The following is a 17601-nucleotide window of genomic DNA, read 5'->3' as shown; positions in this document are numbered from 1 at the left end:
ACAGATGAAACGGCGCTGCCGCCGGAGGTTGGCCTTCCGGCGGCAGCGCCCGCTCAGCGGGTGACTAGTTGATGTTGAGGGTGAACGTCGAGGTCGTGTTCTTGATGTTCTGGAAGTTGTTGCTGAAGGTCAGGTTGTTGAAGGTGGCCGAGCCGACCGCCGGGCCCTGACCCTGCTCGGGCATCTCGTTGACCCAGATGCCGAAGCCCGACTTCGCGTCGAACGCGTCGCCGCTCTTCTGGGCGCCGGAGATCGAGACGTTGTTGAAGACCGTGTCGGTGTGGGGGTACTCCGCCGCGCCGTTGTACTTGGTCTGGAACATGATTCCCGAGTACGTCGGGTCGACGATGTCCACGTTGTTGATCCGGATGCCCTGGAACTCCTTGGAGGCCGAGAACATCCAGATGCCCGGGAAGGTCTGCGCGCCCCAGAAGTGGCCGCCCGACCGGATGATCGAGATGTTCTCCAGGGTGGTCGGCTGGGTGCCGAAGCCCTTGAACTGGTAGCCGAAGTCGAGCGAGGAGACCGTCACGCCCGAGTAGCACAGGGTGTCGGCGATGTAGATGTTGCGGAACGTGTTGTTCTGGCCGCCGTAGACCGCCAGGCCCGCCGCGCGCCACGGGGTGGTCACCGAGAGGTTCTCCCAGAGGTTGCCCGTGTTGTCGCCCTGGACGATGTCGATCGCGTTGAACAGGGCGAAGGCGTCGTCACCCGTGGAGCGGGCGTCGATGTTCCTGACGGTGTTGTTCTTGCTGTTGTTCGTCAGGTTCAGGCCGTCGGCGTACATGTTGCGGACGCGGCTGTTGGTCAGCAGCAGGTTGCTGACGTTGGTGCCCCACACCATGACCATCTGGTGTTCGATCCACATGTTGTCGATCGAGATGTTGCTGATGCCGGTCAGGTTCCACACCTTGCCGGGGCCGTCGTTGCGCGAGGTGTAGTTGCCGAACACCGCGAAGCCGCTGAAGGAGGCGCCGTTGGCCGACGACTGGACGTCGAAGCCGATGTCGGTGTTCTCCTGGCTCGTCGGGGCGTAGAACCGGGTGTACCAGGGACCGGCGCCGACGACCTTGATGGCCTTGCCGTAGACGTTGAACTTGCTCTGCACCGAGTAGTCGCCGGCGGGCAGGTAGACGCCCTCCCAGCCGCTCTCCATGCGGGCCTTGTCCAGGGCGGCGGTGACGGCCGACTGGGTGAAGCCGGTCGGCACGACGTACTTCGACGGGTCGGGGTTGGCGATCGGGGCGACCTGCTCGGTGTTGATGAAGTCGATCGCGTAGTTGGTCGCGTTGGCCGCGTCCTTCTGCAGCTTGATCTTCGTGCCGGCCGGGAACGAGCCGTCGAGGAAGATGTTGGCCTCGTCGTAGATGTGGCGCGGGCCGCCGGAGCCGGGCGAGTTGTTCGGGCTCGCCTCGTTGCCGTACTGCCACATGTACTTCGAGGTCAGGTTGATCGCCTTGTGGAAGGCGCCGTTGACGTAGACGTTGAGCTCCTCGTTGATGCCGCCGCCGCCGGAGGCGTCGGGGATCGAGAAGCGGGTGACCAGGGTGTTGGTCTGGGCGCGGGTGGTGAACTCGACGTAGGCGCCGGTGGTGTTGAGGGTGACGGCGCGCCGGCCGCTGGCCTCGCCGCCCAGGTCGCCGATGATGCGGTTCGGGCCGACGACGCCGGCGCCGCCGCCGCGGACGGCGTCCTCGGCCTCCAGGTGGTCGTACGGCATGTTGGCGCCGCGGCCCACGAAGAGGCCGTTGTTGGTGGTGTTGTTGGCCTGCTTGACCGGCAGCTCGTTGCCGTCGTTGGCGAGCACGACGCGGACGGTGAAGCGGCCGTTGGCGGCCGTCCAGGTGCCGAGGCTGACGGGCGAGGTGGTCGCGCCGGCGGCGATGACACCGGAGTAGGAGCCGGTCAGGGTGCGGACGACGGTGCCCGAGTCGTTCAGGACGGTCAGCGTGATGCCGTGGGAGCCGCCCGCCGAGGCGACGGTGCCCTGGTTCCTGATGCCGACGCTGAAGGTGACGGTCTGGCCGCCCGACGGGTTGCTCGGGGTCCAGGCCACCGGCGCGGCGACCAGGTCGGAGCTGTCGACCGGGCGCACCACGAGGGCCGTGCTGTTGACGAAGGCGTTGTTGCCGTCGTTCTGCTCGATGATCGTGTTGGCCTCGTCGACCTTGGCGTTCACCGAGTAGGAGGCGGCGTCACGCGGGCCGATGTTGCTCGTCACGGTGGTCTGCGCGCCCGCCGCGAGGGCCGGGACGCTCACCGTGGCGACGCGGGTGGTGTCGAGGTAGAGGTTGACCGACGACGCCGGGGCGTTGGCGCTGCCGTTGTTGCGGACGACCGCCGACAGCGTGATGGAGTCGGTCTCGACCGGGGACGACGGCGACCAGGTGGCCGAGGTGACGACCAGGTCGGGGTTGGGGGCCGGGGTGCCGAACACCTGGAACTCGGCGATCTGGCCGCCGGGGGCGCCGGTGTTGCTGGTGATCCGGAGCTGCACGTCGGCCGTGGTCGCGGTCACCGGGATGGTGACGGTGTTCTGCGAGCTCGGGTTGAAGGTGTAGTTGGCCGCCGACACCAGGTTGGTGTAGCCGCCGGCCGACTGCTCGCGGCCCAGGACCTGGATGTTCTGGGTGCGCGCGCCCCACGCCGACGACGGGTTGAGCTTCAGCACGACCGAGGTGACGTTGGCGTTGGCGCCGAGCTTGACGGTCAGGGTGCTCGGCCAGCTGCCCGACGCGCCCTCCCAGTAGGTGTCCAGGTTGTTGTCGTTGGCGTTGGCCGCGACGAACGTGTGGACGTGGCCCGACTCGACCATCTCCTTGCCGGTGGCCAGGTTGCTGCCGGGCTGGCTGGTGCCGGTGCGGGTGACCGAGTTGCTGTCGCCGGAGACGTTCCCGGCGGCGTCGCGGGCCCGGACCAGGTAGGTCACGGTGGCGGTGGCCGGCTGGGTGTCGGTGAAGACGAGCGTGGAGCCCGAGACGCTGCCCGCGGCCGAGCCGTTGCGGATGATGTCGTAGCCGGTGACGGCGACGTTGTCGGTCGAGGCGGTCCAGGTGAGGCGGATCTGGCCCGAGCCGGGCTCGGTGTAGGCCAGGTTGCCGGGGGTGGTCGGCGCCTGGGTGTCACCGGTCGACTGGCCGGTGCGGGTGACCGAGTTGGAGTTGCCCGAGACGTTGCTCGCCGCGTCCTTCGCCCGCACGAAGTAGGTCACCGTGGCGGTGACCGGCTGGTTGTCGGTGTACGTCAGCACGTTGCCCGCGACGCTGGCGATGAGCTGGCCGCCCCGGTAGACGTCGTAGCCGGTGACGCCGACGTTGTCGGTGGAGGCGTTCCACGCGAGCCGGATCTGGCCGGAGGCGGGCTCGGTGTAGGTCAGGCTGCCCGGGGCGCTGGGCGCCTGGGTGTCACCGGTGCCGGTGGGGCCGTACACCTCGAACTCGGAGATCTGCCCGGCCGCCCAGCCCGTGTTGGCGGTGATGTTCAGCCGCACGTAGCGGGTGGTCGCGGCGGAGGTGAAATTGATCGTCACCGTGTTGCCGGTGGCCGGGTTGAAGGTGTACCCGGCGGAGGGCACCAGCGTGGAGAAGCTGGAGCCGTTGGCGCTGCCCTGGACTTCGAGGGTCTGGGTGCGGGTCTGCCAGGCGGTGGCCGGGGGCAGCTTCAGCACGACCCGGTTGACCGCGACCGAGGAGCCGAGGTCGACCTGGAGCCACTCGGGGAAGACGTTGTTGTTGCTCTCCCAGTAGGTGCTCGCGTTGCCGTCGTTGGCGTTGGGCGCGACGTAGTTCTGCGAGACGCTGCTGGCGGTCATCGTGCGGCCCGAGGCGAGGTTGCCCGAGGAGCTCGTGACGCCGTAGACCTCGAGGGCGGAGAGCTGGGCGGCCTGCCAGCCGGTGTTCGCGGTGATGTTCACGCGGACGTACCGGGTGTTGGTGGCGCCGAAGTTCAGGGTGACGGTGTTGGCGTTGCCGGGGGCGAAGTTCTGCCCGGCCGAGCCGACGATCGTCGACCAGCCGCTGTTGTCGAGGCTGCCCTGGACCGAGAGGGTCTGGGTGCGCGCGCCCCACGCGGAGGGGAGCTTCAGGACGACCTGGTCGACGGTCTGGGCGCTGCCCAGGTCGACCTGGACCCACTGCGGGAAGGTGCTGCCGGAGCTCTCCCAGTAGGTCTCCTGGTTGCCGTCGGCGACGTTGGATGAGGGGTAGGGGGAGTTGGTGCTGCTCGCGGCGGTGGTCTTCCCGGCCGCGAGGTTGGGCCCGCCGGCCGCGGAGACCGGCTGCAGCGGCCCCACGGTCACGACGAGAACTGCCGCGACAAATGCCGCCAGCAGCCGTAACGGTCCGTGCTTTCTCGTCATCGCCTTCTTCTATCTCTCGGCATGGCACTACAGGGGTCGGGGGGTACAGGAGCACGGACGCTGTGCATCCCTGAAGTTGCGAGGAAAAGATAGGAATCAAACATCAGCTTGCAAGATTCTTGCGCAGTGATGGCTGAATGTTACAAGTGTGCTAAGAGGGCGTCAACGGTCAGAAAAACCTGCCCTGATGAGGCATTACGGCCCGCCCCACTGGATCTTCAGTAACCCACAAGTCGCCCACAAGGCCGCCTGAGCAAGGTGTGAGCGTGACGACGGTGAGGGTGAGCTGGCGGTTCTCCGCCGACGGCCGGTACGCCGCCTGCCTCGCGGTGACCGGAGGCGACGCGGCGCGACCGGAGGTGTGGGACTTCACCGGTCCCGGCCCGCTGATGCGCCCGCTGGCCTCGGCCTGCGAGCCCGGCACCCAGATCAGCCCGCTCGACGGCGAGCGGGCGCTGCTCTGCCGCAACGACGACGGCCGCCACCGGATCTCCCTGGTCACCCAGTCGGCCGAGACCACGCTCGCCGCCGGGCGCGGGCCGTTCGTCCACCTGACGGGCGACCTGGTGACGGGCGACGCGGTCTACCGGGCGGGCGCGGGCGGACTGAAGCGGCTGGCCGGGTTGCCGCCGGGGGCGAGCGGCCCCGGGGTCGTGCTCGCGCCCCGGCTGCTCGGGCTGACCCGGCCGCAGGCGCCCGGCCCGGTGGTGCTCGACCTGTCTGACGGGAGCTGGGAGCTGATGCCCGGCGCCGTCACCGGGGCCCGGGTGCTGCCCGGCGGGCTCGTCGGGATGCCGCCCGGCGGGCCGCCGGAGTTCCGGTGGCGCGGCCGTCCGGTGCTGGGCGGGCTGTCCGGGCGGGTCACCCCGCTCGGCGGCGACGGCGCGCGGATCGTGTTGCGGGTGGACCGGGGGTGCCGCTCGCGGCTGGCCGTCTTCACGCCGTCGACCGGCGAGGTGGCCGAGCCCGCGATCCCCGACGGGGTGCTCGGCTCGGCGGCGGCCGTGCACGGCGGGGTGGTGCGGGTGCCGTTCACCGCGCCCGGCGTGCCCGGGTCGGTGTTGTCGGTCGGCCCCGACGGCGTGCGGCTCGACCCGCCGGGCCGGCCGGCCGGCGGCTCACCGGCTTCGTGGCCGCCTCACCGGCCTCTGGGGAAGGAGGTGGTCGACAGGGCGCAGGCGCTCTTCTGAGATCTTCACCGGACGGGGCACAGGCGGGACCTGTGCCCCGCCTCCGACGCTTCGTGAGGGCTTTCGGCCGGTCCGAATCGCAGGTGGGCGAGCAGCTCCGCGAGCCGTTTCTGGGCGCGGAAGGTGCGGCTCTTGACCGTGCCGACCGGCAGGCCCAGCGCCGCGCCGATCTCGCTCTGCGTCATGTCCTCGAAGTAGGCCATCCGCAGCACCTGCGCCTCCTGCGGGGTCAGCCGGGCCAGCGCCCGCGCCACCTGCAACGAGGTCCACTGGTGGTCGAGCGACGGCGGCGGCACCGCCAGGCGGGCGGCGACCGCGTCGAGGTCGGTCGCGCCGGCGTCCCGCCGGGTCCTGCGGTGGACGTCGACGGCGGCGCGGCGGGTGATGGTGAACAACCAGGGGGCCAGGTCGCGGCCGGGGTCGTAGGTGGCGGCCTTCTGCCAGATCTTCACGAGGGCCTCCTGTACGGCGTCCGCCGCCAGTTCGGCGTCGCCGAGCATCCCGTAGGCGGCGGCGAACATGGGCCGCGAGTAACGGCCGGCGACGTCGGCGAAGGCCTCCTCGTCCCCCCGCTGGAAACGTGCTTCGAGTGTCATGCCCCCACGGTGCGGGACGCCCCTGTCACGGTCCCTTCGCGGCGCTGTCACGGCGGGGAGATCGGTAGTCCGACGTCTGTCGGACTAAGATCGAGGGATGACGGCGAGAGTCCTGGAGCATCCCCCGGCCGAGGAGATCCGGCTCGAAGAGGTGCTCCACGCGCTGGCCGATCCGGCCCGGCTGGAGATCGTGCGGTTCCTGGCCGTCTCGGGCGCCGAGGTGCCGTGCTCGGCGATCGACCTGGCCGTCAGCAAGTCGACGACCACCCACCACTACCGGGTGCTGCGCGAGGCCGGGGTGATCACCCAGGTCTACCGGGGCACCTCGAAGATGAACGGCCTGCGCCGCGCCGACCTCGACCGGCTGTTCCCCGGGCTGCTCGACAGCGTGGTCAGCGCGGTTGAGGGGCAGCGCGCCGATACTGCGCCGGCCACTCCCCCGACGCCCTGACCGCCCAGTAGGGGTCGCGCAGCAGCGCGCGGCCGAGGAACACCGCGTCGGCCTGGCCGGTGGCCACGATCTCCTCGGCCTGCTCCGGCTCGGTGATCAGGCCGACCGCCGCCACCGGCACCCCCGCCTCGGCCCTGATCTGCCGCGCGAAGGGCACCTGGTAGCCGGGGCCGAGCGGGATCTGCTGGGTGGAGGCGTTGCCGCCGCTCGACACGTCGATCAGGTCGACCCCGCGGGCGGCCAGTTCGGCCGCGAGCATGACGGTCTGGCCGGGCGTCCAGGCGGGTTCGCCCTCGGGCAGCCAGTCGGTCGCCGAGGCCCGGAAGAACAGCGGCAGCTCCTGCGGCCACACCGCGCGCACCGCGTCGACGACCTCCAGGCCGAACCGGGCCCGGTTCTCGAACGTGCCGCCGTAGGCGTCGGTGCGGTGGTTGCTGTGCGGCGACAGGAACTCGTGGATGAGGTACCCGTGGGCGCCGTGGATTTCGACCACCCGGAACCCGGCGCGCAGCGCCCGCTCGGCCGCCGTGGCGAACGCCTCGACGAGCTTGCCGATCTCGGCGGTGGTCAGTTCGTCCGGTACGACGTGAGCCGCCGAGAACGGGATCGGGCTCGGCGCGACCGGGGTCCAGCCGTGGTCGGCCCGCCCGACCGGTCCGCCGCCCAGCCAGGGGCGGTCGGTCGACGCCTTGCGCCCGGCGTGGGCGAGCTGGATGCCGGGGATCGCGCCCTGGGCCGACACGAACCGGGTGATGCGCTCCCAGGCCGTCTCCTGCGCGTCGTTCCACAGGCCGGTGTCGGCGGGGCTGATGCGGCCCTCGGGCGAGACGGCGGTCGCCTCGCCCATGACGAGCCCCGCGCCGCCGACGGCGCGGCCGGCCAGGTGGGCGAGGTGCCAGTCATGGGGGACCCCGGTGTCGGGCCCGTCGACGGCGGCCGAATACTGGCACATGGGCGACATCCAGACCCGGTTGGGGAAGGTCAGCGACCGCAGGGTGAGGGGCTCGAACAGCACGAAGTCTCCTTAGTTCGATATTTATCGTACTATTCAGCCTATGACCGGCTGGACGCGGCACAGCACCCCGGAATTCGCGGCCATCGCGGCGGCGCACACGATCCTGCGCTGCGAGATCGGCTCCCGCCTCCACGGCACCACCGTCGGCGACACCGGCGACCACGACGAGCTGGGCATCTGCGTCGAGCCGCCCGAATACGTGATCGGGCTGCGGCCCTTCGAGCAGTACATCCACCGCTCGGTGCCCGAAGGGACGCGGTCGCGGCCGGGCGACCTCGACCTGACCGTCTACAGCCTGCGCAAGTGGATGCGGCTGGCGCTCGACGGCAACCCGACCGTGCTGCTGGCCCTGTTCGCGCCCGACGCGACGGTCACCCCGCTCGGGGCCGAGCTGCTGGCCGAGGGGCCGTCGTTCATCCTGTCGCGGCGGGCCGCCGACCGGTTCATCGGCTACCTGCGCGCCCAGCGCGACCGCGACCAGATGCCAAAGGCGACCGGGCACATGGTCCGGCTCGGCCTCCAGGGCGTCGAGCTGCTGGAGACCGGGCGCATCACGCTGCCGATGCCGCAGCGCGAGGTGATCGTGGCGATCCGGACCGGGGAGATCGGCCGCGAGGAGGCCCTCGCGATGGCGGCGGGGCTGGAGCGCAGGCTGGCCGAGCTGGTCCCGGTGAGCGTGCTGCCCGAGCACCCCGACGAGGCGCGGGCCGACGCCTGGCTGGTGGACGCGTACCGGAGAACCTGGGCCTCCAACCAGGTGGAGGAAACGGCCGATGCCCGGACGGTCCGGGCTATTCGATAGGGCGGGTGCGCCGACACCACCCCAAACCGTCGTTACGTCAAAGGCTGCTGGGCAAGCCCGCCCTGGTCGTCGGCGGAGCGCTGCTGACCGTCGTCACGGGCACGGTCGCGGCGGTCACCTCCGACGCGGCCAAACTCGTGGTGCTGGCCTCGCCGTCGCCGAGCCCGATCGCCAAGCCGGTGGTGGTGGCGGCGCTGAAGATCCGCGACCTCGACCCGGGTGACACGTTCGTGTTCCCCACGGCCTACCGGCCCGACCCGGCCACGTTGCGCCGCATCAACGCGGTCCGCGCGTCGGCCGACGTGGACGAACTGGCCGACCTCATGCGCTCGCTCGGCGGGGTCGGCGTGGCGGTCGGCACCCGGTTCGTGCTGGAGAACGTCTCGAAACTCGACGTCCGGATCCTCGACCTGCGGGTCGACGCCGACTGCCGCGAGCCCCTCGGCGGGACCGTCTTCTACTCGCCGCCGCAGGGCACCGAGATGCTCGTCGACCTGTCCTTCGACCTCGACGCGCGCCACCCGGTCCCCCGCTTCATGGAGAAGTACGGCTGGTCGGAGAAGAGCTGGTTCGACACCCAGACCGTGCTGCTCGCGCCGGGTGAGCAGCAGGTGTTCGACGTGCAGGTGGAGACGGGCCGCTACTGCGAATACCGGCTGGTCGCCGACGTGCTGCAGAAGCAGAAGACGGTGACCCTGACGATCGACGACGGCGGCGCCCCCTTCAGGATCACCGGGATGCGGCCGTTGAAGGAGGCGCCGGCGCTCTATCCGGGCAGCCTGTGGAACCACGACACCTGCGACGAGTTCTCCGCCGCCGACCCCGCGACCTATGTCGACGAGCTGAGGTTGTGCTGACGGAGCTCGCGCCGGGTCTTCTGGACGACGTCGAAGGCGGTGACCAGCAGGATCAGGACGACGATGCCCTTCACCATGTCGTCGACCCACCCTTCGGTGAACACCGCCCCGGCCGCCATGACCCAGATCAGCACTCCCCCGACGGCCAGGTTCATCACGATGTCGAGCCGCCGGGTCAGCGAGTTCCAGCGGCCGTTGACGATGACGACGGCGTACAGGACCAGGTGCACGATCAGCAACGCCAGCACCCACGGGCCGCGCCGCGCGTGGAAGGCGGGGTCGTAGTGCAACCACGGCAGGGTCACCAGCGCGACCGTGCCGCAGGCGTAGAAGACCCAGGCGGCGGCGTGGCCCCAGCGGTTGACCCGGCCGGTGTCGATCGGGCGCGGTTGCCAGCGGCCCCGGTCGGGCCATCTCCGTCGCACCCAGGCCGACAGGGCGTAGCCGGTGAACAGCACGCCCGGCCACCACATCGACGGGACCGCGACGCCGAGCCACCACGCGGCGACCGGGTTGGGGCCCGGTTCCTCGATGACCGACACCGCGCCCAGCACCCAGATGACCGCCAGGCCGCCCAGCGACCAGCGCAGGAACGGGCGGGAGTCGGCCGGGTCGAGCAGCACCAGGGGCGGGCGGTAGCGGGCGGCGGCCTCGGCGGGGCGGCCGAAGGCGTCGATCGCCCGGCGGGCGCTCTCGGGGTCGGTGTGATCGCCCAGTTCGTCCAGGAGGATCGAGCGCAGTTCGGCGGCGACGTCGGCGCGCTGGCGGCGCGGCAGCCGCCGGGCGACGTCGGCGACGTAGGAGTCGATGAGCTGTTCGGCGTTCATGACGCCCCTTCACCCTGCAGAAGTCGGTCCATGGTGGCCGTGAGCTCCTTCCACGAGCCGGTCAGCCGGGCGAGCTGCTCCCGGCCGTCGTCGCTGAGCGTGTAGTAGCGGCGGGGCGAGCCGCCGTCGGTGCGCCACTCGCTGACCAGCGCGCCCTGGTTCTCCAGGCGGCGCAGCAGCGGGTAGAGGGTGCCCTCTTCGATCGCCATGCCCTGTTCGGCCAGGGCCTGGCGCAGCTCGTAGCCGTAGCGGAAGGAGCCGAGCTGGGAGAGCACCGCCAGCACGATCACGCCACGCCGGAGTTCGAGTTCCATGATGCTTCACACAGTACTGTGCACCGCACAGTACAACAAGTCCGAGGATTTCATGATCATTACGGCGCGCGGACCGGTAACCTAGATCGAAATTTCCCACCCGATCAGGAGAACTCCGCGATGGTCACCGACGTGCCGGGCCCGGCGGCGCCGGAATCGCTCCGCAAGGACCAGCGGGAACGCCGCGCCCGCATCGTCAGGACCGGCCTGCGCGGCCTGACGGGCAGCGACTACGACAAGATCAAGGTCTCCGACGTGGCCCGCGACGCCCAGGTCGCGCTCGGCACCCTCTACCGGTACTTCTCCTCGAAGGAACACCTCTTCGCCGCCGTCTTCGACGAGTGGCAGGACGGCCTGCGGCGCAGGCTCGACCGCCTCCCGCCGGGCGGCGACACCGAGGGCGACCGCCTGCGGCACGTCCTGCACGCCGCCATCCGCGCCTTCCAGGCGCAGCCGCAGTTCTACCGGCTCATGATCGTCTTACAGACCACCGACGACCCCCGCGCGGCCGAGGTCTACGCCCCGCTCGACACCCTGTTCGCCGACGTCATGCGCGCCGCCTCGGCGGGGGCCGACGCGGTGGTCGTCTCGACCCTGCGGGCGGTCGCCGACCAGGGCCTGCGCGGCTGGATCATGGGCCGCCACCCCATCGAGGCCGTCTACGAGGCGGTCGACGACACGCTCCGGCTGGTCTGCCGCTAGCGCTACTTCTTCTTGCCGGTCTTGCGCCGCTTGACCGGGGTCTTGCGCTTGTCGCCTCCGTGGTCCTTGCGTTTGGCGAACTTCGCCTCGCCAGGGTCGGCCGGGTAGGCGGAGCCGACGAGTCCGGGCAGCTGGAGGCCGCTCGACCGGGTGACCCGGCGCGGCACGGGGTCGTCGGCCCGCTGGTTCTTCCGGGCGGTGGTGACGAAGTCGTCGTCGCTCGACGCGTTGCGCTCGTCGTCGTCGCCGGAGGTGTCGGGCTCGACCACCTTGACGGGCGCCGGCTTCCTGACGACCTGCTTCGGCTTCGCCGGAGCCTTGCGCTTCGGCTTCTCGACCACGACCTCCTCGGAGGAGGAGTCGTCGTCCTCGTAGTAGTCCTTCCAGAGGGTGAGCGAGACCTCGCTCTCGTCCCCGCTGGACTCGTAGCCGGACTCCAGCTGGCCCTTGTCGGTGAAGGAGACGATCTCCGTGACGATCGCGGCCCGGCCGTCGGCGGTCGACATCGCCTTCAGGAGGCGGCCGTCGAGGTCGGTGCGCTCCTCCTCGTCCTCCGGGATCTGCAGGAACGCGCGCAACAACGACGGCTTGGCCAGGCTGGCCGGCGCGGGCCAGCCGGCGCCGTAGGTCTTGGCGTGGGTGCCCGACGGGGACAGGTTGATGCCCTTGGCCTTGAGCGCCTGGATCATGAGCCAGCACTTGAAGCAGCACAACTTGGAGATGCCGATCGCGATCTTGGCGTCGGTGATGCGCCGCGAGAGCCGGGCGCGCTTCCCGTCGTCGATCTTCCGCTTGAGCTCCTTCTCGCGCCGCTCGACGTCCTCGTCGTCGGACCACCCGGCCTCCTCGCCGAGGGCCTTCTCCCGCTGCCGCAGCAGCACGTCACCGGCCTGGGTCTCCGCGTGGATCTTCATGCCGCGCGCGGCCTGGTGGGTCAGCACCCGCAGGTCGTCCCAGTCCTTCTCCAGGGAGGCCAGGAAGTCGAGGGTCTTGCGGAGCCGCCGCTCGCCCCGGCGCAGCACGTCGGGGGGCAGCTTGCCGTCCTTCACGACGCGGACCTCGAGCTTCTGGCCGACCATCTCGTCGAACATGGCGCTGATGTCGTCGGCGGCCTGCCGCTGTCCCTTCACCGCCGCGTCGAAGAGCCGCTTGAAGTCGGCGCCGAGCCCGGCGTCGGCCGAGTTGGCGAACAGCCGGATCTCGTTCTCCAGCATCGTCACCACGGCCACGCACTCGCGGCCGGCCTTCAGGTTGGCCAGCACCCAGGCCAGCCGGTCGAGCGACCGCTGCTCGGGGGTGTCGACCACGACCTTGGAGACCATGCCGTCCTTGATGCTCCGCAACCGCTCGGCGGTGTCCCTCCTGACGCCGTCGTTCAGCCGGGTGGCCGCCACCTTGGGCTTGTCGGCCGCGGGGTCGCCGAAGATCGCGACGCCGCCCTGGCGGGCCAGTTCGAGGTCGTAGTCGTCGAGGTCCTTGCCGAGGGCGTCGAAGAACTCCTCGATCTGGCCGCGGACCTCCTCGTCGGCGTCCATGACGTGCCGGACGACCGTCCCGGCGATGATCTTCTCGGCCGAGGCGGTGTCCGGGGAGAAGCCGAGCAGCCGGGCGAGGGACTTCCAGACGCCGTCGTCGTCCTTCTCCGGCACGTCGTCGAGGGCCGTCAGGAGCTCGGCGGGGGTGGTCCCCTCGCTGACGCCGTGAACGTTTCCGAACCAGGCCCGGAAACCCTTCTCGGTGGCGAGGTCGTCGACGCCCCACTCGGCCAGCAGGCCCTGGGCGACCTCGTCACCCTCGTCGACGCGCTGCTGGAACACCTCGAAGCCTTCGGTCCTGGCCAGGTCGAGGATGGGAACGGGATCGTCGTCGTCGGTCTCCATCGGCGCCTGCTTCTTCGTGAACATCAGCGGATTGTCTCCGATCGGCGCGCGCGCCTGAACCGTCCGCGAAGCCAGAACCGTATCCACCTGCGGAGGCCCTCGGACGCGGCCGTGCCGCACAATGGGCTGGTCAGCGTTTCACGAGGGGGTGGGCCCTGCCCATGCGCCACGAATACTGCCTGCACTGCGACGCCGAGACCGTCGAGCCCTACACCGAAGGGGGCCGGGTCCGCCGCCGCTGCGCCACCTGCGGCCAGACCGCCGACCGGTCGCTGATCGTCGACACGGCCCTGCGCCTGTGGCACGAGACGGCGGGCGTCTTCGTGCGCGACCCGTCGGGCCGGTTCCTGTTCTTCAACCGCATCGCCTTCCCCTTCGCGATGACCATCCCCGCCGGCCACGTGGAACACGGCGAGTCGCCCGAGGCCAGCGCGGCCCGCGAACTCCAGGAGGAGACCGGCCTGCGCGCGATCTCCCTGTCGCCGATCGCCACCGAGCCCATCGACGGCGACCAGTGCCGCCGCGGCGCCGACGGCCACGTGTGGCACACCTTCCTGACGACGGTGGGCGCCGAACCGCCGGTGGCGCTCGACGAGGGCGAGGGCGACGCGTACAAGTGGCTGACTCTGGCGGAGGCGGCGGAACAGGACCTGACGTTCGCGGCCCGCCACCTGATCACCCGCCACGCCGCCCGCCTCACGGAGTGAGGGCCGGTTCGCGGCGGCGTTTCGGCAGGTCGGTCAGCCAGGCAGGCAGCAGCCGGTCGATCAGCAGGCAGGTCGCGACCAGCGCCGCCGTCACCGCCGCCGGATAGAGGGCGGCCACCGCCAGGGGCACGTCGGCCAGCAGGCCCGATGTGGTGGTGTGCACGATCGCCAGCAGCGGCATGTGGATGACGTAGATCGGCAGGGTGCGGCGGCCCAGCCAGGCCAGGCCCTCGCCGATCAGCCTCAGGCGGGCGAGCAGGGGGGCCGCCGAGAGGCCGAAGACCGTCGCCAGCAGCGAGACCAGGGTCCACACGGTCGGGATCCGCTGGGCCGACAGCAGGAGCATGGCGGCGAGCGCGGTTGCGTACACGAGACCGATGATCGCGGTGCGGCGCCAGGTCGTGGTCGCCGCGACCCGTTCGGCCCAGGGGCGCAGGTGCAGGCCCAGCAGGAAGAAGACGAAGTTCTGCAACATCGAGCCGCGGTTTCCCGGGGTGTCGAACACGCCGGCCGCGGTGACGACCGCGAGCAGGGCCGCCGCGCCCAGGAGCACCGGGATCGGGACGCGGTGCAGGAGTTTCGCGGCGGCGAAGTAGACGGCCAGGGCGTACAGGTACCAGAGGTTGGGCGGGGTGACGAGGAGCAGTTCGGCGAACTCGCCCGCGCTCCGGGCGCTCAGGGTGTCGAACGCGGGGGTGAACCAGAGGATCGCGGTGTGGACGACCGTCCAGGCCACGTAGAGGTAGAGGAACCTGGCCACCCTCGACCGGACGACCAGGTGCCACGGCTTGCGGTACGCGCTCAGCGCGAACATGCCGGAGACGGTGAAGAACAGCGGCATGCGGAGCGTCATGAGCGCGTCGCCGACGACGCCCCACAGCGCCGGGAACGGGCCGGCCGACGTCCAGTCGATGCGCTGGTAGCTCTTGCCGACCGTGTGCCACGCCACGACCAGCAGGATGCAGACGCCCTTGGCCGCGTCGGCCCAGATCGCTCGCTGCCGGGTCTCCATCGCCGCCACGTCCTCTCACCGCCGGGATGCTCACTCTCGGCGGGAAGGGACGCGGGGTCGGTGGCGGAATGCTCAGTGCGTCGAAGTACGCACCACCTGCACTCCGTCGAGGGCGCAGACGGCGTTCGGGATCAGCACGGCCACCCCGTAGTACTCGCTGACGAGGTAGTCGGTGACGGCCTGCCGCGAGGTGCCGAGTTCGCGCACCACCGGGGTCTGCGCCGGGCGCAGGCCGACCACGCCCTGCCGCCCCTCCCCCGGCCTGACCACCAGGATGCTCGTGGTGTGGTCGGCGGCGATCGGCAGCTTGTCGCACGGCACGAACGGCAGCCCGCGCCAGCCGGCGACCCGGCGGCCCCCGAAGTCGACCTCGTCGGGCCGCACGCCGAACCGGTTGCACTCGCGGCCGAAGGCGGCGATGGCGCGCGGGTGGGCGAGCAGGTACCGCGGCGAGGTCTGCTTGCAGATCAGGGCGTCGAGGTCGAGCGGGGTGGGCAGGCCCTGCGCCGTGGTGACGCGGTGGCGGGCGGGCGGCGCCTGGAGGAGCTCGCGGGCGAGGTCGAGCTCCTTGCGTTCGGCCAGGGCGTCGAGGGTCAGCCGGAGCTGCTCCTCGTACTGGTCGTGCGGGTCGTTGTAGAGGTCGCCCACCCGGCGGTGCACGCGCATGATCGTCTGGGCGGCGGTCAGCTCGTACTCGCGCGGCGGGCAGCCGTATTCGACGTACATGCCGGGGATCTCCGGCTCGCCCGTGTGGCCCGCCGTGACCTGGACGCCCGGCTGGGAGCTGCCCCTACGGGCGATCGTGCGGCGCAGGGTGCTGGTGCGCCGGTAGGCGCCGCCGGGCAGGTCGCGCCACTCCAGGATGTCCAGCAGCGACCTCGGGGTCGTCGAGGCCGTCTTCGGCGGGGTCTTGGTCGTCGTCGCCAGGGCGCGGGCGGCGCCCGTGCCGAGGCTGGTCAGGCTGGTCGCCACGCGTGGGCTCCTCTCGTGCCCAGGCCCGACAGGCCCAGCCGGGCGCCTTCGCCGAGGTCGCCGGCCAGCCACGTGCGCAGCGCCGCCGCGTAGCCGGCGGGGGCGTCGGCGGCGAGGCGGTCGAACTGCTCGCGGCGGGCGGCCAGCAGGTCGCCGACCACGTCGGCCGCCTGTTGCAGCTCGCAGCCGAGCAGCCGTTGCAGCGCCAACACTCCGTTGCTGACCTCGGTCGGCACACCGATCTTGTCCGGGTACGTCACCAGGTCGCGCCGCGCCGTCGCGAGGTCGGCGAAACACTCCTCCAGCGCGCCCCGGCGGGGGGCCGGGAGGCCCAGGCCGTACACGACCAGATCGATCATCAGCCCCGCGTGCTCGGCGCGGCGGGTCTGCAGGTGGTCGACCGGGTCGGGCACCCGTTCGCGGGCGCTGTTGCCCAGTTCCCACTCGCGGACCGCGAGCAGCCGCTCGACGTTCGCCGGGTCGAGCGGGGCCCTCCCCCACAGGTCGCGCAGGCCGCGTTCGACCGGGTTGACCGGCACGGGCGGGGTCTCGGTGAGGAACAGCGGCAGCCGCCGCAGGAACGCCTTCCCGCCGGCCGGGTCGCGGCGCGCCTTGAACAGCCGGTCGACGGCCGTGTCGAGGGCGGCGAGGAAGACGTACCACTGCGCGAGCACTTCGAGCCGGTCGCGCGGCACGCCGTGGTGCGCGGTGACCGCCCACGACACCGCCTGCGGTGAGTAGGGCAGGCCCATGCGCCGCGCCCAGTCGGCCGCGGCGGTCCGGGCCGCCCCGGCGAACGGGCTCGCCACCGGCCTGTCCTGCGGCGGCGGCCGGAAGGCGGCGTGCCGGTCGACCGGGCGGTGGCCCGCCCACAACCGGGCCGCCGAGGTGCCCAGGCCCATTGGGTGCCGCCACACCGGCACCCTCGGGTCGGCCCCTCGGGTCTCCTCGTTCATGTACCGCGACGAGCGCAGATGCCATTCGTGGGAGCCCGCGTTGGCGTCCTGGAGCGACCGCGCGAGGTTCAGCACGGCCAGCCGCTCGGCCGGGGTGAGCGGCAGCTCCGGCAGCTCGGTCAGCAGGGTGCTCTCGAACTGGAGCAGCCGCGAGGTGATCAGGTCGTTGACGGTGTCGGCGGCCTCCTGCGGGGTCAGGCCGAGGAACTCGCGCAGCACCAGGACGAAGTTGTTGAGCTCGCCCTCCTGCTCGGTCTCCCGCTGGTAGGAGAAGACGTCGTTGAGCAGCACCTGCGCGTCGGTGAAGGTGTCGCGCACGACCTGGACCGGCCGCGACGCCCACACGTGATCGGGCAGCGGGGTGCCGTTGACCAGCTCGATCAGGTCGGCCACCCACCGGCCCGCGCCCGCGCCGCGCCGCCGTTCGAGGTAGTCGATCGGGTTCGGCACCCGCCCTTCGGCCAGGTTGCCGAGCTCCCAGCAGGCGTCGTCCATCTGCGCGAACGTGTCGTCGCCGAAGCGCCGCCGCCACTCCTCGGTGGTGCCCGGCACGGTCCGCGCCCACAACTCCTGAAGAGTCGCCTGTACGGGGTCCTCGGCGGCCGGCACCGGCTGCGACAGGTCCACCGGCATGAATCCGCGCACGTCGGCCAGCCACGCCGCGGCGCCCGCGACGTCGCCGGTCGCCTTGTAGTGACGCAGGAACCAGTCGTCGAAGTAGAAGCCCCAGACGTACCAGTCGGTCAGCAGGTCGAGCTGGGCCGGGGTCGCGTCGGGGAAGCAGTAGGCGGCGAACAGCGCCAGGTCGATGGAGTCGGCCCAGGCCGCGTCCCAGACCCGCTCGTCGATGAGCCCGTGCCGGGCGGCCCACGCGCGGTTGTGCGCGCGGGCCCCCTCGACGTGCGGGTTCAGCCTCGGCGGCCAGGGGCGGTAGAAGTCGGGCAGCTCGAAGGGCCGCACCCG

The 17601-nt window shown here is 71.2% G+C and carries 15 protein-coding genes; 6 read left to right on the top strand and 9 right to left on the bottom strand.

Features of this window, described 5'->3' with window-relative positions:
• Positions 1–64: 64 nt before the first annotated feature.
• Positions 65–4357, bottom strand: a complete 4293-nt coding sequence (locus tag AW274_RS17250; protein WP_062432984.1) for a galactose-binding domain-containing protein — start codon at positions 4355–4357, stop codon at positions 65–67.
• A 266-nt stretch (positions 4358–4623) separates the two neighbouring features.
• On the opposite strand from AW274_RS17250, the gene AW274_RS17245 reads away from it, so the two are divergent.
• Entirely contained in the window at positions 4624–5547 is a 924-nt protein-coding gene (locus AW274_RS17245; RefSeq protein ID WP_157520352.1) for a hypothetical protein, read from the top strand.
• A 5-nt stretch (positions 5548–5552) separates the two neighbouring features.
• Here the strand turns inward: AW274_RS17245 and AW274_RS17240 are convergent, their stop codons facing one another.
• Positions 5553–6143 (bottom strand): RNA polymerase sigma factor, encoded by a 591-nt coding sequence (locus tag AW274_RS17240; RefSeq protein ID WP_062432979.1) that lies wholly within the window; start codon positions 6141–6143, stop codon positions 5553–5555.
• Positions 6144–6240: 97 nt separating this feature from the next.
• On the opposite strand from AW274_RS17240, the gene AW274_RS17235 reads away from it, so the two are divergent.
• Entirely contained in the window at positions 6241–6594 is a 354-nt protein-coding gene (locus AW274_RS17235; protein ID WP_062432976.1) for an ArsR/SmtB family transcription factor, read from the top strand.
• On the opposite strand, the gene AW274_RS17230 is transcribed toward AW274_RS17235, so the two are convergent.
• A complete protein-coding gene (locus AW274_RS17230) occupies positions 6536–7555 on the bottom strand; it encodes an NADH:flavin oxidoreductase/NADH oxidase (RefSeq protein WP_062434595.1) in 1020 nt (339 codons plus the stop codon). The genes AW274_RS17235 and AW274_RS17230 overlap by 59 nt on opposite strands.
• Positions 7556–7649: 94 nt before the next feature.
• On the opposite strand from AW274_RS17230, the gene AW274_RS17225 reads away from it, so the two are divergent.
• Positions 7650–8411, top strand: a complete 762-nt coding sequence (locus AW274_RS17225) for a nucleotidyltransferase domain-containing protein (protein ID WP_062432973.1) — start codon at positions 7650–7652, stop codon at positions 8409–8411.
• A 5-nt stretch (positions 8412–8416) separates the two neighbouring features.
• Entirely contained in the window at positions 8417–9268 is an 852-nt protein-coding gene (locus AW274_RS17220) for a hypothetical protein (RefSeq protein ID WP_062432970.1), read from the top strand.
• Here the strand turns inward: AW274_RS17220 and AW274_RS17215 are convergent.
• Positions 9241–10095, bottom strand: coding sequence for an HAAS signaling domain-containing protein (locus tag AW274_RS17215; protein ID WP_062432967.1), 855 nt, complete (start codon positions 10093–10095; stop codon positions 9241–9243). The genes AW274_RS17220 and AW274_RS17215 overlap by 28 nt on opposite strands.
• Positions 10092–10409: a PadR family transcriptional regulator gene (locus AW274_RS17210; protein WP_062432964.1), complete on the bottom strand. Its 318-nt coding sequence runs from the start codon at positions 10407–10409 to the stop codon at positions 10092–10094. Before AW274_RS17210 ends, AW274_RS17215 begins: the two co-directional genes overlap by 4 nt.
• A gap of 120 nt (positions 10410–10529) precedes the next feature.
• Here AW274_RS17210 and AW274_RS17205 point away from each other — a divergent pair, with 120 nt between their 5' ends.
• Positions 10530–11111 (top strand): TetR/AcrR family transcriptional regulator, encoded by a 582-nt coding sequence (locus AW274_RS17205; RefSeq protein ID WP_062432962.1) that lies wholly within the window; start codon positions 10530–10532, stop codon positions 11109–11111.
• 2 nt (positions 11112–11113) lie between these two features.
• On the opposite strand, the gene AW274_RS17200 is transcribed toward AW274_RS17205, so the two are convergent.
• A complete protein-coding gene (locus tag AW274_RS17200) occupies positions 11114–13015 on the bottom strand; it encodes a hypothetical protein (protein WP_062432959.1) in 1902 nt (633 codons plus the stop codon).
• A gap of 137 nt (positions 13016–13152) precedes the next feature.
• Here AW274_RS17200 and AW274_RS17195 point away from each other — a divergent pair, with 137 nt between their 5' ends.
• On the top strand, positions 13153–13698 hold the full coding sequence (locus AW274_RS17195; protein WP_062432956.1) for an NUDIX hydrolase: 546 nt from the start codon (positions 13153–13155) through the stop codon (positions 13696–13698).
• Here the strand turns inward: AW274_RS17195 and AW274_RS17190 are convergent.
• From AW274_RS17190 to AW274_RS17180, 3 genes are all read right to left on the bottom strand, one after another.
• Positions 13688–14710: an acyltransferase family protein gene (locus AW274_RS17190; RefSeq protein ID WP_062432953.1), complete on the bottom strand. Its 1023-nt coding sequence runs from the start codon at positions 14708–14710 to the stop codon at positions 13688–13690. The two genes, AW274_RS17195 and AW274_RS17190, sit on opposite strands and share 11 nt — an antisense overlap.
• A 72-nt stretch (positions 14711–14782) precedes the next feature.
• Positions 14783–15682: a hypothetical protein gene (locus tag AW274_RS17185; protein ID WP_062432949.1), complete on the bottom strand. Its 900-nt coding sequence runs from the start codon at positions 15680–15682 to the stop codon at positions 14783–14785.
• Positions 15667–17598: a terpene synthase family protein gene (locus AW274_RS17180; protein WP_062432946.1), complete on the bottom strand. Its 1932-nt coding sequence runs from the start codon at positions 17596–17598 to the stop codon at positions 15667–15669. Before AW274_RS17180 ends, AW274_RS17185 begins: the two co-directional genes overlap by 16 nt.
• Between the last annotated feature and the right edge of the window lie 3 nt (positions 17599–17601).

The sequence above is a fragment of the Herbidospora daliensis genome (assembly GCF_001570585.1).
Classification (GTDB): domain Bacteria; phylum Actinomycetota; class Actinomycetes; order Streptosporangiales; family Streptosporangiaceae; genus Herbidospora; species Herbidospora daliensis.
The sequence above is the reverse complement of the archived record's forward strand: the minus strand, read 5'-3'. Positions and strand labels throughout refer to the sequence as shown.